Source organism: Rheinheimera sp. WS51 (assembly GCF_050936095.1).
Lineage (GTDB): Bacteria > Pseudomonadota > Gammaproteobacteria > Enterobacterales > Alteromonadaceae > Alishewanella.
Map to the genome: position 1 here is coordinate 758,162 of NZ_JBOTRC010000001.1, position 23,798 is coordinate 781,959.

Here is a 23,798-nt window from a genome sequence, read left to right on the forward strand (position 1 = left end):
CATGGCAGGTTATTTTGCAATTTTTTTAGTATTACTTACACTAGCTTGTGGCTTAATTTGGTTAGTTGATGCATGGATATTAGCGCCTAAACGTCAACAGCGCTTGGCTGATGCTAAGGCCGCGGCTAGTGAATTACCTAATACTGTAACAGAAGAGTTATTAAAAGAGCCTTCTTATGTTGAAACGGCAAAGTCTATTTTCCCTGTGATTGCGCTAATAACAATATTTCGCTCTTTTATATATGAGCCGTTTCAAATTCCATCAGAATCAATGATGCCTACTTTATTAGAAGGTGATTTTATTTTGGTAGAGAAATTTGCATACGATGTTAAAGATCCGGTATGGCGCAAAACGTTATACAGCAATAAAAAGCCAGAGCGTGGTGATGTAGCGGTATTTAAATATCCGCTAGATACAAGAGTAGATTATATTAAACGAATTATAGGCTTACCTGGCGACAGAGTTATTTACCGTAATAAACAGTTGTTTATTCAAAAAGCCTGCACAGTAGAGCAAGCTGAAAATTGTACTAATAAATTGGAAGTGGTAGCGTTAGAGTTAAAAAATGAAGGTGAGTTCTTTCAAGAGCAATATCCACAGCGACGTTATACGGAAACGCTAGGTCAAGCTAGCTACAATATTTTACAAACACCGATGCGTCGTGAACCTACACATATGTTTTATAAACAAGCCAATACCGAAATTGACGAATTTGTGGTACCTGAGGGCCATTACTTTGTATTAGGCGATAACCGAGATAATAGTGGTGATGGTCGTTTTTGGGGCTTTGTACCAGAAGAAAACTTAGTAGGTAAAGCGGTTTTTATCTGGATGAGTTTTGAATTCAGTGATAATCCAAATAGCATGTTACCAAGCTGGGTACCTGTAGGTGTCCGTTTTGAGCGGTTAGGTGCCATTCAGTAACAGAACAGGTAAGAGACAACAATGCAAAAAAGCTTAAAACCTTTGCAGATCAAACTAGGCTATCAATTTAACGATGTAGCGCTGTTAGAGCAAGCCTTAACTCATCGTAGTTGTAAAGGGCAACATAATGAACGCTTAGAATATCTAGGTGACGCTGTATTAAGCTTAGTGATAGCTGAAACTTTATTTATTAATTTTCCTAAAGCAAGGGAAGGGGATTTAACTCGGATGCGCGCCATGTTAGTTAAAGGCGTAACTCTAGCTGAAATTGCCCAAGAGCTGCAGCTGTCTGAATACCTTAGATTAGGCCCAGGAGAATTAAAAAGCGGTGGTTTTCGTCGAGAGTCTATTTTAGCGGATGCCGTTGAAGCCATCTTAGGTGCTATTTTCTTAGATAGTGGCATGGAAGCCTGTAAAGAACGTATTTTATATTGGTTTGCTTCTAGGTTAACAGAGATAACACCTGGCCAACAAAAAGACTCTAAAACTTTATTACAAGAATATTTACAAGGGCTGCGTTTAGCGCTGCCAGAATATGATGTTATTGCCACTCAAGGTGAAGCTCATAAACAAACCTTTACTGTAAGGTGTACTATTGCAGGTATGCCTCCATTTACTGCTAGTGGTAGCTCGCGGCGTAAAGCCGAACAAGATGCTGCCAATATGGCATTGGAAAAAATTTCAAATGATAGATAAGCTTGATACTGTAAATGACAATCAAACCCCAACTTATGCGGCTCTAGTGGCTATTGTTGGTCGGCCTAATGTGGGTAAATCTACCTTATTAAATAAGTTGATAGGCCAAAAAGTCAGTATCACTTCAAAAAAGCCCCAGACCACGCGGCATCGTATTGTTGGTATTGATACAGAAGAAAACTACCAAACGGTTTATGTTGATACGCCAGGTTTGCATATCGAAGAGAAACGGGCGATTAACCGTTTAATGAATAAAGCCGCAGCAAGCTCTATTTTAGATGTTGAGTTTGTTTTATTTGTGGTTGAAGGCACGCGCTGGACCGATGATGACCAGATGGTGCTAAATCGCTTAATTGCAGCACAAAAGCCGGTTATTTTAGTGGTTAATAAAGTCGATTTATACCGCGATAAAGATAGCCTATTACCGCATATGCAATGGTTAGGCGAACAGCTTAATACCATAGGGGTTGTGCCGGTATCAGCCGAGAGTGGTGATAATGTTGAAGCATTGCGTAAGTTAGTAAAGAAGAACTTACCGCAGTGCGAATTCTTTTTTCCAGATGATTACGTAACAGATCGCTCTATGCGCTTTATGGCTGCTGAAATGGTGCGTGAAAAGCTGATGCGCTTTTTAGGTGATGAGCTTCCTTATTCTGTTACGGTTGAAATTGAACGCTTTAAGTGGGAAGAAAAGCATTATCATATTGCCGCCTTAGTTTTAGTTGAGCGTGAAAGCCAAAAACGAATGGTGATTGGTAATAAAGGCGAGCGAATTAAAACCATCGCCACCGAAGCTAGGCTTGATATGGCAGCGATGTTAGAGCAGCCGGTATTTTTACAAGTTTGGGTTAAAGTGAAATCGGGCTGGGCTGACGATGAGCGCGCTTTACGCAGCTTAGGTTACGGCGAAGATTAAACAAAATAGTCATGCTAAGTTCCCTGCTTGCTAGCTATATTTTGCATCGCCGTGCTTTAGGTGAAGATAAACTGATATTGCAGCTGTTGTTACCTGAAGTTGGCCGGATCTCAGCAGTAGTGCGCAAACGCACCGGCAAGCAGCGAGTCAGTTTGCAGCCTTTTCAAGCTTACAGTATCCAGCTTACTGGGCGCTCTGAATTAAAAACAATTTCACGTATTGAAGAACTTGCCCCTGCATTTAACCTGCAGGGTAAGGTTTTATTTAGTGCTATGTATATTAATGAGTTAATTTGCCGAATTTGGCCAAATGACTTAGCAAGTGATCAGTTATTTAATTTATATCAGCATAGCCTAGAGCAACTAACTGGAGTTACGGATTTAACTGAGCAGCTAGAGCCTTGCTTACGTCAATTTGAGTTTGAACTTTTGATTGAATTAGGGATCGCAATCGATTGGGCCTACGACTATAGTGGCCAAGCAATTAGTTGTCATCAGCACTATCAATGGTTAAGCGAACAAGGTTTTGTTCCGGCTAAAACAGGTTGGTTAGGTCAACACTTGCTTAATATTGCCGCTAAAGAGTGGGCTGATCCAGACACTCGACGCTGCGCTAAGCAGATAAGTCGTATATTGTTAGCGCCATTATTGGGCTCAAAACCTTTAGCGAGTAAAGCCCTGTTTAATTAGTGAAGCACTGCTAACACAGGTTAAGGGAAAAGGCGTACTGCCATCTAACCACTCGTTACAAAAATGAGTTTATAAATTTAATTGCCTTAATAATAAGGAGTTTTGCATGCAACAGCCTATTTTTCTTGGTGTGAATATAGATCATATCGCAACGTTACGTCAGGCGAGAGGTACCTATTACCCCGAGCCGGTGCATGCAGCATTGCTTGCTGAACAATCTGGCGCTGATGGCATCACAGTTCACCTTCGTGAAGATCGTCGTCATATAGTTGATCGCGATGTTTTTGTTCTTAGCCAAACTATTGCTACTCGGTTAAATTTTGAAATGGCTATTACCGATGAGATGTTGCAGATAGCAACGGATGTTAATCCTCACTTTGCTTGTTTTGTGCCAGAAAAACGTCAAGAATTAACCACTGAAGGTGGCTTAGATGTGCTAAGTCAAGCTTCTAAAGTTAAAGATGCTGTGGCTCAGTTGGCTGAGCGTAATATTTTAGTGTCACTGTTTATCGATGCGGATAAAAATCAAATTGATGCTGCAGCAAAAGCTGGAGCACCTTTTATTGAAATACATACTGGTAAGTATGCTGAAGCTACCGATCCTAAGTTGCAGCAAGCTGAATTAAAGCGTATTCAAGAAGCGGCTGCTTATGCTGCCTCTTTAGGCATAACCGTCAATGCAGGCCATGGTTTGCATTATCATAATGTACAACCCATTGCGGCTATACCTGAAATATATGAGTTAAATATTGGCCATGCGATTGTTGCAAGAGCCGTATTTTCTGGTTTAGCTAACGCGGTTTCGGAAATGAAGCGCCTAATGGTTGAGGCGCGCCGTTAAATGGCTATTGTAGGCTTAGGGACAGATATTGTTGAAATTGCGCGTATAGCAACAAGCTTAACGCGCAGCCCAGGCTTAATTAAACGAGTATTAACCGCTTTTGAGCAAGAAATTTATCAAGAACGTTTAGCGATTAGCCGCGAACAAGCCGCACGCTATTTTGCTAAACGCTTTGCCGCTAAAGAAGCTGCAGCCAAAGCCTTAGGCACAGGTATAGGCCGAGGTGTATCATTTCAACATATTCATATCAGTAATAACGAACAAGGCGCGCCTGTGCTTAAATTTACTGGTTACGCCGCAGAACTAGCACAAAGCATGGCGGTAACGCATTTATGGTTATCTATAACTGATGAACAAGCTTACGCAGCCGCAACAGTTATACTTGAACGCTAATTCAACACTAAGCACTCCAACGCTCAAAACTCACCATTCAAAACTCAACACTCAACACTCAACATTCAAAACTCACCATTCACCACTCAAAACTCACCACTAACTCCCTTTGGCCATTGTTTTGATTCTTGTTTCAATGCTTCAAGTAAATCGTCTAGTTCAAATAGCTCCGGCTCTAAAGTTTGTAATGAAACTTGTTTCTTTAAGCTGGTTTCAATAATTTCTGCTAATTGCTTTAATCTAGGCACCCCAGTATAACAACAGCCACCATGTAACTTATGAATTTGATGTAATAGTGCTGGGCCGTCTTGTGAGCTAATAGCTTGCTGTATGGCTTCTTGGGTGGGGTCAATGCTGTTTATTAGCATTAATAGCATATCTTTCATTAAGTTTACTTTGCCATTAGCTTGTTCAAGTGCCAGCTCCCAGTCGATAATTTGGCTAGTCGGCCATAACGGTGATTCTTGTAAAACGGGCTCATCACTCATTAACTTATATTGGCAGAACTCTTGTAATATGCATTGCAAGATTTTCTCATCCAGAGGTTTGCTTAAAAACTCATTAAACCCTAAGTCAATTAAACGTTCACGCTCGCCCTCAGCGGTATGTGCTGTTACGGCAATAATAGGCGTATGTTCATTTATAGAGTTTTTCTTTATACGCTGGCAAGAAGTAATACCATCCATAATAGGCATATTAATATCTAAAAATATTATATCGTACTGAGATTGGGTGGCCTTATGCCAAGCCTCGGCGCCGTCTGAAGCCGAGTCGATATATTCAACTTGCTCTGCTAATAATGTATTAATTAATTTTAAATTCGCTTCGTTATCATCAACTGTTAGTACTTTTAATGGCGCTTTTTGTTTTGGCTCTGCCTGGGTAATACGAAGCTGATGCTGCAAATAAGGCTGGGCTATTGTTATTGCTAATTTATTAATGTGTGCCGGTTTGGATAAACAGGCATCAGCACCTGACTTGAGTAAAGTCTCACGGATCCCTGGCGATAGGGTATTAATTAATAAGTAAATATATTGGCAATGCGGCTTAATCTTCTCCATTACATTAATAATATGATTAACTTTATCAATGGCAATGGTTTTACCTATGATGGCAAGATCATATTTATTTTGTTCGACTGCTTGGAATAATTGCTCAATGGACGTGCATTCAGTTACGTCCATTTGCCAACTTTTTAGTAACTGCAGCGTAGCTTGACGAGAGTATTTTTGCGGCTCAAAGTACAGTACTTTTTTCTGCTCTAATACTGCAGTTGGTAAGCTTTCAGCGACTGAAAGTCGATGCTGTTTGCACTTTAATGTAAACCTGAATGTCGAGCCTTGATTTGGCGTGCTTTCAAAGCCAATTTTTCCTCCCATGGCTTCCACTAAACGTTGTGAGATCATCAAGCCTAAACCGGATCCTGCTTGATGACTGCTTGGATCTGTTGAGCCAAAACCATGAAACAGTTGCTCTTGTTGTTCATCAGTAATCCCTCGGCCAGTATCCTTAACCGAGCAGTGCAGCATAATGTGCTCTTTATGTGTAATACAACAGCTAACTTGAATAACAATGCTGCCTTGATCGGTAAATTTAATTGCATTACCGGCAATATTCATTAGTACTTGAGTAAAGCGTTTCGGATCGCCTATTAAGTCATCTGGACAGCTAGGGTCGATCATTAATACTAATTCTAAATATTTATCAAAGGCGTTTGCGGCAAGTAATTCGGTTGCATCATTTACGACATCACGTAAAGAAAAAGGCTCAGAGTTTATAGATAGCCTACCTTCTTCTAATTTAGAAAAGTCTAATACGTCGTTAACTAAATGCAACAAGCTATTGGCTGACTTTTGAATAGTGGTTAGATAATCATGTTGGTTACTGGTTAATTTTGTTTTTAGCACTTGGCGTGTAAAGCCGATAACACCATTTAAAGGCGTTCTTAACTCATGACTCATTTTAGCTAAAAACTCAGATTTTTGTCTGTTTTGCTCTACTGCTTTTCTGCGAGCAAAATCAAGCTGAATATTATGAACCTCTAGTTGCTCTAACGTTTGTTGCATATCGCTATTAGCTTGTTCAATTTGTTGCTGCATATCATTAGATTGACTAAGAACTTGAGCACTTAATTTATTTATGTTTTGTTGAAGCTCCTCTAATTCATTACTTTTCAGTTTTAAAGGGCGCAGTGCGCGATGGCTAGCATGCTCTTGTTCAGTTTCTTGATTTATTAATTGTTGTACCTGATGGTTCATATAGCGAATAGGGCGATATAAACGTTGTAAAATATAAATAGCAGGCGTGCAGCAAAGTAATAAACCACAAAATAAAATAACCAATATTTGTAAAATATGACTTTGTTGCTGAAATAACAGCTGATCTTTATGTAAGTTAAGCACGATATATCCTAGCTCAATTATATGGCCATTTTGTGCTTCAGCTAGTGGGTGATAGAATAGTGCATTATTTGTGGTTTCGTTATAAAAACCATGCTCAGGTAAATTCGCCAACTCTGTATCTGTTAGTGCTAAAACTGATGATTGCGGGTTACTATTATACAGCAGCTGATTTTGTTGATTAAAAACAGCAATACTAGACACTAATGGAGAATTATAGCGATGCGTTGTGTCAATAAGCTGCTGTAATTTTAAGGGTTGCTCAGTGGCCAACAAGCTGGTGCTAGTCAGCGCTAATGGAATACCAATATGATGAGCCTGATCTGATAAAGATAAGGCCAACTCATGATGACGAACATAGCTAAAATAACCACCAGATAATACACTTATTAGCAGCGCGGGAACTAAGCTACATAGCAGTAACCAAACTCGTAATCTTATTTTTGTCATTAAGTTTATTTTATGTTTTCAAACATCCAAGCTGATAATGACATAAGACGCGGCACTTGCCTATAACCTGATAGAGAACCTATGGTCAGTATCTACAAAGCAAAGACAAAACCCAGCCGGATAGGCAACCTTATAAATGTGCAAATTGATAGCACAGACTATGAAGTTCAAGGGATAGCCAGAGTTAATAATAAAATTGCTTTTATTAGTGGTGCCTTGGCCGGCGAAACGGTTCAAGCGAAAATTTTAGAAGATAAATCTGGCTTTATAAAAGCTAGCGTTACTTCTGTAAAACAAGCCGCTAAAGAACGCATAACTGCACCTTGTCGCTATGCTGCACAATGCGGAGGCTGCCAATTACAGTATTTAGCTGTCTCACAGCAGCAAAAGTTGAAGCAGCAAGGGGTTGATGGATTATTACGCCATCAACTTGACTTAACCGATATACCTTGGCAGCCTATGTTAACAGGGCCGACAATGGATACTGAAAGCGGACCAGCAATACAACAGCAAGGTTATCGTAGACGAGCCAGAATTGGTGTTTGGTATAATAAAAAACAACGCCAATATGATATTGGTTTTCGCCAAGCTAATGCTAAAAATATTGTAAATATTAAACAGTGTTTAGTGTTATCGCCGGTATTAACACCTATTTTTTCTGTATTAGCAACACAGTTGCCTAAGTTATCTACTGCTAATGCAGTAACCCACGTTGAAGTAATTGATGCCCAAGAACAAGCTTATATCGTAGTACGTCATACTCAGCCTTTAACAATACAAGATAAACAGCAGCTAATTGCTGCCTGGCCAACAGCAATTTGGATAGGTGAGTTTGAATCAGGCTGCTATAAAGCTTGGCAGGATGAACATCAACAGTTTCAACCAGAATATAGTTTGGCTGAACAAAATATACGATTGCAGTTTGGACTGGATGATTTTATTCAAGTAAATGCGACTGTTAACCAGAAGATGGTAAGCCAAGCCATAACGTGGTTAGCACCGAATAAGCAGGACACTATATTAGATCTCTATGCTGGCATAGGTAATTTTAGTTTAGCCTTGGCACAAGTGGCAAAAGCCGTACATGCTGTCGAAGGCATAGACAAGATGGTGCAACAATTATTACATAATGCTAGAGTGAATCAATTAGATAACCTTAGTGCCTCACAAGCCGATTTACACCTAACCTGGCCTAAAGCTAGCTGGAATAGTGCGCAATATACTAAGGTGTTACTTGATCCTGCTCGGGCTGGTGCTAACGGGGCAATAGAGCAAGTGGTACAGTTGAAACCAAAAGTTATTTTATATGTCTCTTGTAATGCTGCAACCCTAGCGCGAGACAGTAAAGTACTATTATCTAGTGGTTATCGTTTAGAAAAAATAAGTGGCATTGATATGTTTCCACATACTCGCCATTTAGAGTTAATGGCCTTGTTTGTGCAATAGTGTGCAATTGCAATAGAGTAATAAAATAGTCAGGCCAAAATCTGATACAAGGAATTGAAGCATGGTTAAGGTTCGCCAGTCCCATAGCACGGCTTACAATAGTGATGAAACACTAGCTTGGTTAGAGTCGTTAGACTTAACAACGCAAAAAATAAGCGACTTAATGGCTGCTGAAACCTGGCTAAAACAGCGAGATCTTGATGCCTCAGTGCCTGAAGTCAGAACCGGTTGGGAAAAGGTTGAGATCCTCGCTGAATTAAGAATGGATATCGATTCATTATTAGCCGCTCTATTATTCCCTGTTTTAGACGCTAAATTAATTGATGAAGAGAGTTTAACCAGCCAATTTTCAGATAAAGTATTAAGTTTGTTGACTGCGGTGAAACAAATGGAAGCCATGCGCAGTATACCAACAGGCCCGAACCATAGTGTTAGCGCACAACAAGCGGATAACTTACGCCGTATGTTATTGGCTATGGTTGAAGATGTACGGGCGGTTGTTATTAAACTGGCGGGGCAAATTTGTTATTTGCGTCAAGTCAAACAGGCAGATGAAGAAACGCGGGTTTTAGCCGCTAAAGAAACCAATGCTATTTTTGCTCCCTTAGCCAATAGGCTTGGCATAGGGCAGCTAAAGTGGGAGCTAGAAGATTTAGCTTTTCGCTATTTACACCCTGTAGTCTATAAACAAATTGCAGGGCTATTAGAAGAGCGACGGTTAGATAGAGAGCAATACTTACAAGACTTTGTATTTGCCGTGCAGCAAAAAATGCAACAAGAGCAGTTAAAAGTTGAAGTACAAGGCCGGCCTAAACATATATATAGTATTTGGAAAAAGATGCAGAAAAAGCAACTGCCATTTGAGCAGTTGTACGATATTAGAGCTGTGCGTATTGTTACTGAAAGAGTGCAAGACTGTTATGCCGCTTTAGGTATTGTTCACACCAGCTGGCGCCATTTACCTAAAGAGTTTGATGACTATATTGCTACGCCAAAACAAAATGGTTATCAATCCATTCATACCGTAGTTTTAGGGCCTCAAGGAAGAGTAATCGAAATTCAAATTCGCACTCAGCAAATGCATGAAGACTCTGAGCTTGGTGTGGCAGCGCATTGGCGTTATAAAGAGGGTGGTGCTAAAACGAAATCTGCTGCGAATGACGAAAAAATTGAGTGGTTGCGTAAGTTACTACAATGGCAAGAAGAGGTTGTTGATTCCGCCGAGCTTGTTGAAGAATTACGTAATCAGGTGATTGAAGATCGAGTTTATGTGTTTACGCCCAAAGGTGACATTGTCGATTTACCCTTAGGTTCTACCCCATTAGATTTCGCTTATTATGTTCACTCTAATGTTGGCCATCGTTGTATTGGCGCGAAAATTTCAGGCCGCATTGTGCCTTTTACCTATCAGTTAAAAACCGGAGATCAGGTTGATATTCTAACCGGCCGTGAACCTAATCCTAGCCGAGACTGGTTAAACCCGCATTTAGGTTATATTAAATCAAGTCGGGCACGCTCTAAGGTGCAATACTGGTTTCGCCAACAAGATAAAGATAAGAATTTAGCTGCAGGTAAAGAGTTACTAGATACCGAACTAATGCGCTTAAATTTACAAATTGGCCCACCGCAAAAGTTATTAAAACGCTTTAATGTTAATTCATTAGATGAACTACTCGTTGGTATTGGTGGCAGTGATATTAAATTAAGCCAAGTAGTGCATTTTATTCAAAGTCAGCATGAAAAAGCTGAGCCGCCAGAAATTGACCCTAGATTAATTACGAAGCCATTACCTGCAGCGCATAAAGCTAAAAGTGACGTTATAGTGCAAGGCGTGGGTAATTTATTAACTCATACAGCGGGCTGCTGTCAGCCGCTACCCGGAGATGGCATTGTTGGTTATATCACTCAAGGTCGAGGTATAGCTATTCATCGTGATGACTGTGAGCAATTTAAGACCTTGCAAGACAGTCATCCTGAGCGGGCGGTTGAAGCTAATTGGGGGGGCAAATACGCTTCTGGTTATGAGGTGAATATTCGTATTATTGCCCACGATCGCAGTAATTTATTACGTGATATTACGAATATTTTAGCCAATGAAAAAGCCAACGTAACTAAGATGAATAGTAGCTCTGATACTAAAGCACAAACAGCGGTGCTAGATATGACCTTAGAGCTATATAATTTAGATTCGCTAAATAAACTGCTTAGTAAAATTAATCAGCTAGAAGATATCGTGGAAGCAAAACGCTTTACTCAGTGACCCCAAACAAAGACTAACAGGAAATGCAGTGGCAGATAATATTCAACGCTTACTTACAATAATGGCGCAGTTACGAGATAAGGAAACAGGCTGTCCTTGGGATTTAAAGCAAAACTACGCCAGCATAGTGCCTTATACATTAGAAGAAGCCTATGAAGTTGCTGATGCCATTGCCAGAGAAGACTTTACCGAATTAAAAGATGAGCTAGGCGATTTACTGTTTCAAGTCGTTTTTTATGCTCAAATTACCAAAGAAGAAGGACGATTTGAATTCGATGACTGTGTAGCGGCTATTTGCGATAAGCTTGAACGTCGGCACCCGCATGTTTTTGCAAATCAAACACTAGCTGACTCTGATGCGGTATTAAAAAATTGGGAAGCACTAAAAAGCACTGAGCGTAAGCAAGTTGGCCAGCATAGTGTGCTGGATAATATTCCCCAGGCCATGCCAGCCTTAAGCCGCGCAAATAAGTTACAAAAGCGCTGCGCAACTGTAGGTTTTGACTGGCCAACGGTAGAGGGCTGCTGGTTAAAAGTAAAAGAAGAGATAGCCGAAGTTGAAGCAACTAGCCCAGCAAGCCCTGAGTTAGCCGAAGAGTTAGGTGACTTAATGTTTGCCTTAGTTAATGTAGTGCGTAAGCATAAACTTGATCCAGAGGCGGTATTAAGGGCTGCTAATAATAAATATGAACAACGTTTTCGTGCCGTAGAGCAGGCAATAACAGCGCAAAAGGGTAGTTTAGCTCAAGCTACATTAGATGAAATGGAAGCCAGCTGGCAGCAAGTGAAACAGCAGCTTAAGCAGAAATAAAATAATTAATTGAGAAAGCCGCAGCTTTACGTTGAGTGCTAAGCTTGGCTTTGCTATAATTTTCTCCCGTCCTGATACCAATTATTTAATACCCTTTATCGTCCCTGTGTACTTACACTGGGAGTTTAGTGTTTTTTAGTATTGGTGTTTATTTATTGTTCAATATTGTCTCAGGGGTCTTATGACTACAAGATATATCTTTGTGACGGGTGGCGTGGTTTCATCGCTCGGTAAAGGCATTGCTGCTGCATCTTTAGCGGCCATTTTAGAAGCTCGCGGTCTAAAGGTCACTATCCTTAAGCTCGACCCCTACATCAACGTTGACCCTGGGACCATGAGCCCTATTCAACATGGCGAGGTCTTTGTTACCGAAGATGGTGCAGAAACAGATTTAGACTTAGGGCATTATGAGCGTTTTATTCGCACTAAAATGTCTAGGTTAAATAACTTTACTCAAGGCCGTATTTACGCTGATGTATTGCGCAAAGAGCGCCGCGGCGACTACCTTGGGGCTACTATTCAGGTTATTCCTCATATTACCAATGAAATAAAATCTCGCGTCGCTGCTGGCGCTGAAGGGTATGATATCGCCATTGTAGAGATTGGCGGTACTGTTGGTGATATTGAATCATTACCGTTTTTAGAGGCGATCCGTCAGCTTGGTACTGAAGTTGGCCGTGAGCGTACTTTATTTATGCATTTAACCTTAGTGCCATACTTAGGTACTGCAGGTGAAATTAAAACTAAGCCTACTCAGCATTCAGTTAAAGAATTACGTTCTATTGGTATTCAACCAGATATTTTAGTTTGTCGTTCTGATCGGGCTATACCTAAAAATGAGCGGGCTAAAATTGCCTTGTTTACGAATGTTGAAGAAAAAGCAGTCATCGGCTTAAAAGACGTCTCTAGTATTTATCAAATTCCCGCTATTTTAAAATCACAAGGTTTAGACGACTTAGTGTGTCGCCGCTTCCATATTGAGGCGCCGGAAGCAGATTTAGTCGAATGGGAACAAGTGTTATATCAAGAGTCAAATCCAAATGGTGAAGTGACTATTGGTTTAGTCGGTAAATATGTTGAATTACCCGATGCTTATAAATCAGTTAATGAAGCCTTAGGTCATGCCGGCTTAAAGAATCGAGTAACTGTTAATATTAAATATATTGACTCGCAAGATTTAGAAAGCAAAGGCGTTGCTATGCTAGCTGGCTTAGACGGTATTCTCGTGCCAGGTGGTTTTGGTGAGCGCGGTGTTGAAGGTAAAATTCTTGCAGCCCAATATGCCCGTGAGAATGATATTCCTTATTTTGGTATTTGCTTGGGGATGCAGGTTGCGCTTATTGAATTTGCTCGTAATGTTGCCGGTATGAAAGATGCGCATTCAACTGAGTTTAACCGAGAAACTGCTTATCCTGTGGTAGGTTTAATTACCGAATGGCGTGATGCAGATGGTTCAGTTGAAGTGCGTACTGATTCTTCAGACTTAGGCGGCACTATGCGCTTAGGTAGCCAAAACTGTAATATTGTAGCGGATACTAAAGCCTTCGAAGTATATGGCCAAGCGGTTATTCAAGAGCGGCATAGACACCGCTATGAAGTAAATAATAACCTACGACCGCAATTAGAAGCTGCCGGCTTAGTGGTGTCGGGGCTTTCTGCAGATAACCAATTAGTTGAAATGATTGAAATCCCAACTCACCCTTGGTTTGTTGCCGGTCAATTCCACCCTGAGTTTAATTCAACTCCACGAGATGGCCATCCATTATTCCAAGCTTTTGTTGCTGCTGTTTTTAAGTTCCAAAAGCTGCAACGAATTTAATATAGTTAAAGCCGTGTTGAGTAACACGGCTTTTTAGTTCTAAAAGGAATCTACCTATGTCTGATATCGTAAATATTATCGCGCGTGAAATTATGGATTCACGTGGCAATCCAACCGTAGAAGCTGATGTGTATTTAGCAAGTGGTGTAATGGGCCGTGGCTGTGCGCCGTCTGGTGCATCAACCGGCTCGCGGGAAGCGCTTGAACTACGCGATGGTGATAAAAGCCGTTATTTAGGTAAAGGCGTTACTAAAGCCGTAGCGAATATTACAGGCCCTATTTTACAAGCATTAAAGGGCAAGAATGCTTATAACCAAGCTGAAATTGATCAGGTTATGATTGATTTAGATGGTACTGAAACTAAGAGCAACCTAGGGGCTAACGCTATTTTAGCCGTTTCTTTAGCGGTAGCACGTGCTGCAGCGGCAGATAAAAAGATCCCTTTATATCAACATATCGCAGATTTAAATGGCACCTCAGGCCAGTTTAGTATGCCAGTGCCTATGATGAATATTATCAATGGTGGTGAGCATGCTGATAATAACGTTGATATTCAAGAGTTTATGATCCAGCCTGTGGGTGCTAAAACCTTTGCTGAAGCATTACGCATGGGGGCCGAAATCTTCCATAGCCTGAAAAAAGAATTACAAAATCGTGGCTTAAGCACAGCAGTAGGTGATGAAGGTGGTTTTGCGCCTGATTTAAAATCTAATGAAGATGCCTTAACCGCTATAGTCGCTGCAGTAAATGCAGCAGGTTACGTAATGGATAAAGATATTACGTTAGCCCTAGACTGTGCTGCTACTGAGTTTTACCACGATGGTAAATACGTATTAAGCGGCGAAGATAAGAGCTTTGACTCTTTTGGCTTTAATGACTATTTAGCAGGTTTAACTCAGAAGTATCCTATTGTGTCTATCGAAGACGGTTTAGATGAGAGCGACTGGGATGGTTGGAAAGATTTAACCACTAAGATTGGCGATAAAGTGCAGCTAGTTGGTGATGATTTATTTGTTACTAATACTAAAATTCTAACTCGCGGTATCGAGCAAGGTATTGGTAACTCAATCTTAATTAAATTTAACCAAATTGGCTCATTAACCGAAACTTTAGCCGCTATTAAAATGGCTAAAGATGCAGGTTTCACAGCTGTTATTTCTCATCGTAGCGGTGAAACTGAAGATGCCTTTATTGCTGATTTAGCCGTAGGTACTGCAGCTGGCCAAATTAAAACTGGTTCATTATGCCGCTCTGATCGGGTTGCTAAGTATAACCAATTACTGCGCATTGAGCAGGAATTAGGTAGCAAAGCACCCTATAAAGGCCGTAGCGAAATTAAAGGCCAGTAATACTAATACTACTACTTAAAGCCCTGCATTAGCTTACCGCTAATTCTGGGCTGCAATAGTTAGTTTAGGCTAAAAGCGTTCCTCAATAATTTATGTTAGTCAGCCCACACTTAAAACTTAACACTCAAGTGTATACGGTTCGGTTTACCCACACTAACACGCCGTAAACCCATCCCTGGGGGCTCATTTACGCCCGTCCAGGGCTGCAATGGTTAGTTTAGGGTAAAACCGAACCTCAATAATTTATCTTAAGTTAGTCCACAGTCCAAACTAAACACTCAGCACTCAAAATTCAGCACTAAACATTTAACTGCGATACAAGGTTTTAATTAAATGGTAACCAAATTGGGTTTTAATTGGGCCATGCACCTCTAAAATTGCTTGTTTAAATACAACATCATCAAACGCTTTAACCATTTGGCCTTTTTTAAACTCGCCTAAATCACCGCCTTTTTTGCCAGATGGGCATAGTGAGTGTTGTTTAGCTAACTTAGCAAAGTCAGCGCCCTTAGCTAGCTGCTGTTTCAGCTTTTCTGCTTCAGGCTTTGTTTTCACTAAAATATGTAACGCGCAGGCTTTTGACATAATAACTCCTTAAACATAATTATGGTTGCCGTAGGTGTAAGCTGAGTAGTCATTGGCAATATAGCGCTTAAACTAAGCGGCTTAACGTTATTGCTGAAAATAAAAAGCAGAAGGGGGAATATTAATTTCCCCCTGAAGTTTACTTGGCGGGTTGTTGCTGGGTAATACAGTGTATATTACCGCCACCTAATAATATTTCGCGTCCTGGCACAGTAACTACTTTATGCTCTGGAAACAGTTTTTGTAAAATATCTGCAGCTACTTTGTCGTTTGGATCGTCAAAAGTAGGCATAATTAAACCGCCATTACATAAATAGAAGTTGATATAAGAGCCTGCTAAGCGCGTGTTGGCTTCACGAGGCTTAGCTTGCATGGAATCATCAACGGTTGCATATTCATCGGCACTAGCAAGGATAGGTGCAGGCTGAGGTAGTTTATGCACTATAATCTTACGACCTTTGGCATCAGTGCTGGCTTCTAAATAGTCTAAGGCTGCTTTAGAGCGAGTATATTGCGGATCGCTTTCATCATCAGTCCAAGCTAATACCACTTCACCAGGTTTAACAAAACAGGCCATATTATCAATATGATCATCCGTTTCGTCATTAAAAATGCCTTGCTTTAACCAAAGCACTTTTTCAATACCCAGATAATCGCACATTTGTTGCTCGATTTGCTCACGGCTTAAATTAGGATTGCGGTTAGCATTTAATAAGCACTCTTCGGTGGTAAGTAAAGTACCTTCACCATCAACATGAATAGCGCCACCTTCTAAAATAAAGTCGTCAGTGCGATAGCGTGGTAATTGTTCTATACCCAATACTTTACTGGCAACTTGGTCATCTTTATCCCATGGGAAATATAAGCCGCCATTTAAGCCACCCCAAGCGTTAAAGGCCCAGTCAATACCTCGCACCTCACCTTTGCCATTAGTAACAAAGGTTGGGCCTGTATCGCGACACCAAGAGTCGTTATTTGCAATCTCAACAACACGAATAGCAAATTTACTGTCGGTGTCTGTAAGTTGTGCTACTGCATTAGCATATTGATTTGCTGATACACCAACACTAACAGGTTCAAATTCAGCTATGGCTTTAATGACTGTAACAAAGGCCTGTTGTGCAGGTTTAGCACCAAGTCTCCAGCTGTCTGTGCGCTCAGGCCAAATCATCCAAGTTTGTTTATGTTCAACCCATTCTGCAGGCATACTAAAGCCGTCAGCACGGGGTGTGGTAGATAAATTACGGTATCTCACTTAGTTGCCACCTTGAACTTTAGGCTGCTTAGTCGCACCATCTTTAGTTGATACAGTGCCGTATAAATCGATGCGGCGATCACGGAATACGCCCCAAGCACGACGTGTAGCAGCGATAGCATCTAAATCAAATGTATGCACTAGTACTGCTTCTTCAGTACGGCCGGCTTCTTGTACTTTGGCGCCAGACTCATCAGCAATAAATGAGCAACCATAGAATGTAATAGAGTAATCACCTTCGGTTTCTGTACCAATACGGTTAGAAGCTATTAGTGGCGTTACGTTTGCTGCAGCATGGCCTTGCTGGGTGCGTTGCCAATGACCACTTGAATCAATAGTAGCGTCATGTGGCTCTGAGCCAATAGCAGTTGGGTAGAATAATAGCTCTGCTCCCATTAGTGCCATACTACGGGCACATTCAGGAAACCATTGATCCCAACAAATACCCACGCCAATTTTTGCATACTGAGTTTCAAAGACTTTAAAGCCGGTATCACCTGGTGTGAAGTAATACTTTTCACTATAACCTGGGCCATCTGGAATATGACTTTTACGGTAAATACCTAAATTGCTACCGTCGGCGTCGATAATGACAACGGTATTATATAAACAGTGGCCTGAGCGCTCATAAATACTAATAGGCAATACAACCTGTAGTTCTTTAGCAATTTTACTAAAGTGTTGTACAGCAGGGTTCTCATCAACAGAAGTTGCAAAGTCTAAATATTCAGGCTTTTGTTTCTGACAAAAATAATTACGTTCAAATAACTCTTGTAATAGAATTATTTGTGCACCTTTTTCGGCTGCATCACGCACTAAGCGTTCAGCACGTTGAATATTTTGATCAACATCCCAGCCACCAATCATTTGTGTTGCAGCAACAGTTACATTACGCATTAGTTATCTCCAGCAGAAATAAAAGTAATAGGCTAGCACTAGAAGTAGGCTATGCCAAATAGGGCGCGAAAATGCCGTATTTTTCGTCACTCGTCAAGCTCTATTGTCAATTTTAATCTGGGCTGCGTACAATAAGCGATAAACTCATTGAAACCAGTGAAAATAAAGCAATGAAATACGATGTAATTGTTGTTGGTGGTGGCATGGTAGGTGCGGCTACTGCTTTAGCTTTAGCCGATGCCGGTATGCAAGTTGCGTTAGTCGAGCAACGGCAACCTATGCCTTATGATAATGCCAGTGAGCCTGATTTGCGGGTATCATCAATTAACTTAGCTAGCGAGACTTGGCTAAGGCAATTAGGCGCATGGCAACATTTACAGCAAATGCGGTTATGCCCTTATCAACGCTTACACGCCTTTGAGCTAGCAAGCCATGTAGTGGCATTTAATGCAAAAGAGATAAACCATAGTCACCTTGGCCATATTGTTGAAAATAGACTATTACAATTAGCTTTATGGCAGCAACTTGATGGCAAACTAAGCTTGTATTGCCCAGCCTATGTTACGGCTTTACAGCAAAGTGCAGAGCAGGCCAGCGTTACCTTAAACACCGGGGAAATACTTGAGGCAAAATTACTTGTAGCAGCTGATGGAGCTAAGTCACAGTTACGCCAATTTGCTGGTATTGGTACTCATGGTTGGCAATATCGGCAAGCGTGCTTAATTGCTCGGGTGCGAACACCTTACCCGCAGCAAGATATTACTTGGCAGCAATTTACCGAGCAGGGCCCTCGTGCTTTCTTACCGCTACCAGATCACCAAGCCTCTTTGGTTTGGTATGATAACGCAGCTAAAGTAAAACAATTAGCAGCCTTAACGCCAGCGCAATTGCAGCCCTTACTGCTGGAAGCTTTCCCTGCGCAATTAGGTCAAGTCGAGGTACTAGAAACCGGCTGGTTTCCTTTAGCTAAAATGCAGGTTAATCAATACTATCAAAATCGTGTGGTAGTAGTAGGGGATGCCGCCCACACTATTAATCCATTAGCCGGGCAAGGTGTTAACCTAGGCTTTGCTGATGCTAAATTATTAACTGACCTGCTTACAACAGCGTTTAATCAACAACAAGACTTAGCTGCTGAAAGCCTTTTAGCTAATTATCAGCGTAAGCGCCGTTTAGCGAATAATATTATGATGGCGGCTATGGATACATTTTATGTTGGTTTTAGTCAGCAAATGCCATTGCTGCGCAAATTAAGACATTTAGGTATGGCTGTTGCGAGTAAAAGTGGCAAGCTAAAGAGTTTTGTTGCTAAATATGCAGTTGGCTTAAGCTAATGCTAGTAAGCTAGAAATAGAAAACCCAGCATAAGCTGGGTTTAGTATCTAATGGCAGGGGCGGCTGGATTCGAACCAACGCATGACGGGATCAAAACCCGTTGCCTTACCGCTTGGCTACGCCCCTGTAGAACAGGGTGTGTTGTAATCGTTTATTTAAACCATTAACACAGAATTTAATGGCAGGGGCGGCTGGATTCGAACCAACGCATGACGGGATCAAAACCCGTTGCCTTACCGCTTGGCTACGCCCCTGCTGTACTTGACTATGTGTGCACCACTAAAGTGGTGCGGAAAGAGAGACTCGAACTCTCACGCCTCGCGGCGCTGGAACCTAAATCCAGTGCGTCTACCAATTCCGCCATTCCCGCATGCACAGGCAAAGTAAGTGGTGGCTACAGCGGGAATCGAACCTGCGACCCCAGCATTATGAGTGCTGTGCTCTAACCAGCTGAGCTATGTAGCCTTACAAACTTAACCTAAGCAAGTGGCGCGTATTATCCTGAACTGACCCCATAGCGTCAACCGTTTTTTTTAGTTTAAATTGTTTTATTGGTTTGTTTGCTGATTTAATATGCAAAATGATGCTTTGATAATCAATATTGCTATAGTTGTGCTATGTGCAAGTAGGTTATCGATAATAGTGATGCCAGCTTGTCAGTAAATTAAGGATAAAAAAAACCGATGCAAGCACCGGTTTTTTTATAAAATAACAAAAATAGTTAAACGTTAAAGCGAAAATGCATTACATCGCCATCTTTAACAATGTAATCTTTACCTTCTAAACGCCATTTACCTGCTTCTTTAGCACCGGCTTCACCTTTAAATTGAACAAAGTCTTCGTAACCGACAACTTCTGCCCGAATAAAGCCTTTCTCAAAGTCTGTGTGAATAACACCTGCCGCTTGTGGCGCAGTAGACCCTACTCTAACTGTCCAAGCGCGTACTTCTTTTACGCCAGCGGTAAAATATGTATGTAGGCTAAGTAAGGAGTAGCCACCACGAATAACACGATTAAGGCCAGGCTCTTCTAAGCCCATATCAGCCATAAACTCGGCTCTTTCGTCGTCATCTAGCTCGGCAATTTCGGATTCAATGGCCGCACAAACCGGAACCACAATGGCGCCTTCTTTATCGGCAATAGCTTGCACTATGTCTAAATACGGGTTGTTTTCAAAACCATCTTCAGTCACGTTGGCGATATACATCGTTGGTTTAATGGTTAAGAAATTCATATAGGCGATTAAGGCTAGCTCATCTTTATCCAGCTCTAGCTGGCGAAGTGTTTCACCTTGCTCTAAATGCGCTTTTACTTTTTCTAATACACTAAGTTCGGCTTTTGCGTCTTTATCGCCGCCTTTAGCCCTTTTACTTATGCGAACGATGGCGCGCTCAGCCGTGTCCATATCTGATAAGACTAATTCCATATTAATAGTATCAATATCATCAGCTGGATCAATTTTGCCGGCAACGTGGATAATGTTTTCGTCTTCAAAGCAGCGAACTACATGACCTATAGCATCTGTTTCACGGATATTAGCTAAGAACTTATTGCCTAACCCTTCACCTTTTGATGCACCTTTAACTAAACCGGCTATGTCAACAAACTCCATAGTGGTAGGTAATACACGTTGCGGGTTAACAATTTTTGCTAACGTATCTAAGCGTAAGTCGGGTACTGGTACTACACCTGTGTTAGGTTCAATAGTACAGAACGGGAAGTTTGCAGCTTCAATACCGGCCTTAGTTAACGCGTTAAAGAGAGTAGATTTACCAACATTAGGTAAGCCAACTATGCCACATTTAAAACCCATAAGATGTTCCTTTGCGTGCTGTAATTATGGAGCCGGCTAGTTTAGCTGGCTGAAAAACTATGTAAGCGGTTTTGTGCTTTCACCAGGCCATCGCGAGCGAGGATCTCAAAACAGTGAACAGCCTCATCAATAGCGCTTTCTATTAATTGTTGCTCAGATTGTGGCGCTTTACCAAGTACATAGCCGGTTACCCGATCTTTGTGTCCAGGATGACCAATGCCTAAGCGTAATCGATAAAAATTGGCGTTATTGCTTAGCCGCGCAATAATATCGCGCAAACCATTATGGCCAGCATGACCACCGCCTAGTTTAAATTTTGCAATACCAGGTTCAAGCGCCATTTCATCATGGGCAACCAGTATTTGTTCTGGGGAGAGCTTGTAAAACTGAGCCATTGCTAGCACCGATTTACCGCTTAAATTCATGTAAGTTGCTGGGATCAGCAATTTATATTCTTGGCCCGCGCAAATAAACTTGCCGGTATAACCAAAAAATTTAGGTTCACTTTTTAAGTTAACATTAAAAGCTCGTGCCAATTGTGAAACAAACCAGACCCCTGCATTATGCCGAGTCTGGCTGTATTCAGGGCCTGGATTTCCCAAGCCCACAATCAACTGCACTGCTGACTGAGTTTTAGCAGACATTACTCAGGAGTATCAGTTTCTTCTTCTTCTGTATCTTCAGTAACAGCTTTACCGCCTGGCTTGTTCACAGAAACGATAGCGATGTCGTGACCTTCGCCCTTCGTTAATTGAGTGAAACTAACACCTTTAGGCGCTTTGATATCAGATAAGTGAATAGTGGTACCAATAGCCATTTCGCTTACGTCAACTTCGATAGCGTCTGGTAAGTCTTTTGGTAAACAAGTAATTTCTACTTCGTTTGCACCACGAACAACAATACCACCTTTCTTCACTGCAGCTTCTTCATTGATTAAATGAATAGCAATGATAGATTTTAATTCATGACCAGCTTCTACGCGTTGGAAGTCAACGTGCATGATTTTTGGCTTAAATGGGTGACGTTGCATCGCTTTAACGATAGCTTTAACTTTCTCTTTACCAACTTGAATAGTGATAATGTGAGAGTAGAAAGCTTCATCAGTTTGCGCTTTTAACAATTTAGAGTGCTCTAAAGTGATAGATTGCGCATCTTTACCGCCACCATAGATGATAGCTGGAACTTTGTCTTCGTGACGCAGGCGGCGGCTCGCACCTTTCCCTGAATCAGTACGGACTTCTGCATTTAATACGATTGTTGCATCAGACATGATGTACTCCAATAATTAGTGTGTCCTAAGACTTGCGACCAGTCTTAGGTTGGATGCCCCCTATTTAGGGGCGCGACATTTTACCATTGGTTTAGGGTTGCTGCAAATTAAAATAATCATGCTATTTTTTTGCTTTCGCGAATTTATTGCAAATTAGTAAGTAAGATTTACATGTCATGTTAACTGGTTCGGCAGCTAAATAAATTCGTTGTTTTTAAGTTGTTGATTTATCTTATGTAAATAGTTGGTGTGGCTTTTGCTTTATTCTCAGTGACTGCAATGCTGTATTGAACTAAGTATTGCAATTTCTAACTACTTCAACAGGAGATATTCTATGAATAGCGATATTGCAGAAGGTAAGTGGAAACAAATGACAGGCTCTATTAAAGAGAAATGGGGTAAGTTAACTGACGATGATCTACAGCAAGTAGACGGCCGGATCGATAAATTTTGCGGTAAAATGCAAGAACGTTACGGCATGTCACGCGAACAAGCTGAGCAAGAGTTCAATAAAATGCGCTAGAAGTTGTTAGCATAAAAAAACCACACCTATAAAGGTGTGGTTTTTATGTTTGATAATATTTAGTTAGCTAAGTTTAACTTAATCATTTCGCTGATTCACTAATCTAATGCGCGTTATTTAATAGCCAAACATTGAGTAACCATGCATTAATCAAACATTGACGATATTGATTCTTCATTGCTAATGCGGCGAATACATTCAGCTAGCATTTCACTTAAGGTTAATTGACGTACCTTAGCTACAGCTTTCATTTCTGCAGTCAGCGGAATAGTGTCAGTAACAATTAGTTCATCAATAACTGATTCGGCGATATTTTTTGCAGCATTGCCAGAAAATACAGGGTGAGTTGCGTAAGCAAAAACGCGTTTAGCACCGTGTTCTTTTAAGGCTTCAGCGGCTTTACATAAAGTGCCACCGGTATCAATCATATCGTCAACAATAATACAGTCGCGATCTTTCACATCACCAATGATATGCATTACTTGGGCAATATTCGCTTTAGGGCGACGTTTATCAATAATAGCTAAGTCGGCATCGTTTAATAGCTTAGCAATAGCTCGAGCACGAACAACACCACCAATATCAGGTGATACCACAACAGGAGCGTTAAAGGCTTTTTTGCGCATATCTTCTAATAAGACTGGGCTGGCAAAAACGTTATCTACTGGTACATCAAAGAAACCTTGGATTTGCTCTGCGTGTAAATCAACAGTTAGAACACGATCTACGCCAACACTTGATAAAAAGTCAGCAACCACTTTAGCCGTAATAGGCACACGGGCAGAGCGCACGCGACGATCTTGACGCGCATAACCAAAGTAAGGCATAACCGCAGTAATACGACCGGCAGAAGCACGGCGTAAAGCATCAACCATTACAATGAGTTCCATTAGGTTATCATTAGTTGGTGCGCAAGTAGACTGGATGATAAATACATCGGCTCCACGTACGTTTTCATTTATTTGAACACTAACTTCGCCATCACTGAAACGGCCGACTTCGGCATCTCCAAGTTTAATATACAGGCGGCTGGCGATTTTACTTGCGAGTTCTGGTATTGCATTACCAGCGAAAACCTTCATGTCGGGCACGGTGGGATCCTCAGGGCTGTTGTGAGTCCGGTTTA

General features: G+C 41.1%; 21 protein-coding genes and 4 tRNA genes. 13 read left to right on the forward strand and 12 right to left on the reverse strand.

Translation table 11 applies throughout. The annotated features are described in order from the left end of the window. Position 1 precedes the first annotated feature (1 nt). The 6 genes from lepB (at position 2) to acpS (ending at position 4,460) form a co-directional block, all read left to right on the forward strand. Entirely contained in the window at positions 2 to 925 is a 924-nt protein-coding gene (gene lepB / locus ACRCA4_RS03530) for a signal peptidase I (protein WP_433184230.1), read from the forward strand. Positions 926 to 946: 21 nt separating this feature from the next. Next, positions 947 to 1,621 (forward strand): ribonuclease III, encoded by a 675-nt coding sequence (rnc, locus tag ACRCA4_RS03535; protein ID WP_433184233.1) that lies wholly within the window; start codon positions 947 to 949, stop codon positions 1,619 to 1,621. Next, a complete protein-coding gene (gene era / locus ACRCA4_RS03540; RefSeq protein ID WP_433184235.1) occupies positions 1,611 to 2,537 on the forward strand; it encodes a GTPase Era in 927 nt (308 codons plus the stop codon). The genes rnc and era overlap by 11 nt, the downstream gene beginning before the upstream one ends. Positions 2,538 to 2,548: 11 nt before the next feature. Further along, a complete protein-coding gene (recO, locus tag ACRCA4_RS03545; protein WP_433184238.1) occupies positions 2,549 to 3,226 on the forward strand; it encodes a DNA repair protein RecO in 678 nt (225 codons plus the stop codon). A gap of 106 nt (positions 3,227 to 3,332) precedes the next feature. Then, positions 3,333 to 4,067: a pyridoxine 5'-phosphate synthase gene (gene pdxJ / locus ACRCA4_RS03550; RefSeq protein WP_433184241.1), complete on the forward strand. Its 735-nt coding sequence runs from the start codon at positions 3,333 to 3,335 to the stop codon at positions 4,065 to 4,067. Next, positions 4,068 to 4,460: a holo-ACP synthase gene (acpS, locus tag ACRCA4_RS03555; RefSeq protein WP_433184243.1), complete on the forward strand. Its 393-nt coding sequence runs from the start codon at positions 4,068 to 4,070 to the stop codon at positions 4,458 to 4,460. It abuts the gene before it with no gap. Between the two features lie 86 nt (positions 4,461 to 4,546). Here the strand turns inward: acpS and barA are convergent, their stop codons facing one another. Beyond that, a complete protein-coding gene (gene barA, locus ACRCA4_RS03560; RefSeq protein ID WP_433184246.1) occupies positions 4,547 to 7,309 on the reverse strand; it encodes a two-component sensor histidine kinase BarA in 2,763 nt (920 codons plus the stop codon). A gap of 81 nt (positions 7,310 to 7,390) precedes the next feature. Here barA and rlmD point away from each other — a divergent pair, with 81 nt between their 5' ends. From rlmD to eno, 5 genes are all read left to right on the forward strand, one after another. Beyond that, a complete protein-coding gene (gene rlmD / locus ACRCA4_RS03565) occupies positions 7,391 to 8,755 on the forward strand; it encodes a 23S rRNA (uracil(1939)-C(5))-methyltransferase RlmD (protein WP_433184249.1) in 1,365 nt (454 codons plus the stop codon). A gap of 61 nt (positions 8,756 to 8,816) precedes the next feature. After that, a complete protein-coding gene (gene relA / locus ACRCA4_RS03570) occupies positions 8,817 to 11,015 on the forward strand; it encodes a GTP diphosphokinase (protein ID WP_433184251.1) in 2,199 nt (732 codons plus the stop codon). 28 nt (positions 11,016 to 11,043) lie between these two features. Further along, positions 11,044 to 11,826 carry a nucleoside triphosphate pyrophosphohydrolase gene (gene mazG, locus ACRCA4_RS03575; RefSeq protein ID WP_433184254.1) on the forward strand — a complete coding sequence of 261 codons (783 nt, stop codon included), beginning with the start codon at positions 11,044 to 11,046 and terminating at the stop codon, positions 11,824 to 11,826. 181 nt (positions 11,827 to 12,007) lie between these two features. Then, positions 12,008 to 13,645, forward strand: coding sequence for a CTP synthase (locus ACRCA4_RS03580; protein WP_433184256.1), 1,638 nt, complete (start codon positions 12,008 to 12,010; stop codon positions 13,643 to 13,645). Positions 13,646 to 13,701: 56 nt separating this feature from the next. Next, on the forward strand, positions 13,702 to 14,994 hold the full coding sequence (eno, locus tag ACRCA4_RS03585; RefSeq protein ID WP_433184259.1) for a phosphopyruvate hydratase: 1,293 nt from the start codon (positions 13,702 to 13,704) through the stop codon (positions 14,992 to 14,994). Positions 14,995 to 15,300: 306 nt separating this feature from the next. On the opposite strand, the gene ppiC is transcribed toward eno, so the two are convergent. The 3 genes from ppiC to aguB all read right to left on the reverse strand — a co-directional run bounded on the left by ppiC (position 15,301) and on the right by aguB (position 17,731). Further along, the gene (gene ppiC / locus ACRCA4_RS03590) at positions 15,301 to 15,579 is read right to left on the reverse strand and encodes a peptidylprolyl isomerase PpiC (protein ID WP_433184262.1); all 279 of its coding nucleotides are present in this window, start codon (positions 15,577 to 15,579) and stop codon (positions 15,301 to 15,303) included. 139 nt (positions 15,580 to 15,718) lie between these two features. Then, on the reverse strand, positions 15,719 to 16,834 hold the full coding sequence (gene aguA / locus ACRCA4_RS03595) for an agmatine deiminase (protein ID WP_433184264.1): 1,116 nt from the start codon (positions 16,832 to 16,834) through the stop codon (positions 15,719 to 15,721). Continuing rightward, entirely contained in the window at positions 16,835 to 17,731 is an 897-nt protein-coding gene (gene aguB / locus ACRCA4_RS03600) for an N-carbamoylputrescine amidase (RefSeq protein WP_433184267.1), read from the reverse strand. A gap of 170 nt (positions 17,732 to 17,901) precedes the next feature. Here aguB and ACRCA4_RS03605 point away from each other — a divergent pair, with 170 nt between their 5' ends. Beyond that, on the forward strand, positions 17,902 to 19,065 hold the full coding sequence (locus ACRCA4_RS03605) for an FAD-dependent oxidoreductase (protein ID WP_433184270.1): 1,164 nt from the start codon (positions 17,902 to 17,904) through the stop codon (positions 19,063 to 19,065). Positions 19,066 to 19,117: 52 nt separating this feature from the next. On the opposite strand, the gene ACRCA4_RS03610 is transcribed toward ACRCA4_RS03605, so the two are convergent. From ACRCA4_RS03610 to ACRCA4_RS03640, 7 genes are all read right to left on the reverse strand, one after another. Beyond that, positions 19,118 to 19,192, reverse strand: a tRNA-Gln gene (locus ACRCA4_RS03610). Between the two features lie 53 nt (positions 19,193 to 19,245). After that, positions 19,246 to 19,320: transfer RNA gene (locus ACRCA4_RS03615), tRNA-Gln, on the reverse strand. Between the two features lie 31 nt (positions 19,321 to 19,351). Next, a tRNA-Leu gene (locus tag ACRCA4_RS03620) sits at positions 19,352 to 19,436 on the reverse strand. Between the two features lie 18 nt (positions 19,437 to 19,454). After that, a tRNA-Met gene (locus ACRCA4_RS03625) sits at positions 19,455 to 19,531 on the reverse strand. Between the two features lie 256 nt (positions 19,532 to 19,787). Next, positions 19,788 to 20,879, reverse strand: coding sequence for a redox-regulated ATPase YchF (gene ychF / locus ACRCA4_RS03630; RefSeq protein ID WP_433184273.1), 1,092 nt, complete (start codon positions 20,877 to 20,879; stop codon positions 19,788 to 19,790). 41 nt (positions 20,880 to 20,920) lie between these two features. Then, positions 20,921 to 21,523 (reverse strand): aminoacyl-tRNA hydrolase, encoded by a 603-nt coding sequence (pth, locus tag ACRCA4_RS03635; protein ID WP_433184276.1) that lies wholly within the window; start codon positions 21,521 to 21,523, stop codon positions 20,921 to 20,923. After that, entirely contained in the window at positions 21,523 to 22,149 is a 627-nt protein-coding gene (locus ACRCA4_RS03640) for a 50S ribosomal protein L25/general stress protein Ctc (protein WP_433184279.1), read from the reverse strand. Before ACRCA4_RS03640 ends, pth begins: the two co-directional genes overlap by 1 nt. A gap of 334 nt (positions 22,150 to 22,483) precedes the next feature. On the opposite strand from ACRCA4_RS03640, the gene ACRCA4_RS03645 reads away from it, so the two are divergent. Then, positions 22,484 to 22,672 carry a CsbD family protein gene (locus ACRCA4_RS03645; protein ID WP_433184282.1) on the forward strand — a complete coding sequence of 63 codons (189 nt, stop codon included), beginning with the start codon at positions 22,484 to 22,486 and terminating at the stop codon, positions 22,670 to 22,672. A 146-nt stretch (positions 22,673 to 22,818) separates the two neighbouring features. Here the strand turns inward: ACRCA4_RS03645 and ACRCA4_RS03650 are convergent, their stop codons facing one another. After that, on the reverse strand, positions 22,819 to 23,754 hold the full coding sequence (locus ACRCA4_RS03650) for a ribose-phosphate pyrophosphokinase (protein ID WP_433184284.1): 936 nt from the start codon (positions 23,752 to 23,754) through the stop codon (positions 22,819 to 22,821). Between the last annotated feature and the right edge of the window lie 44 nt (positions 23,755 to 23,798).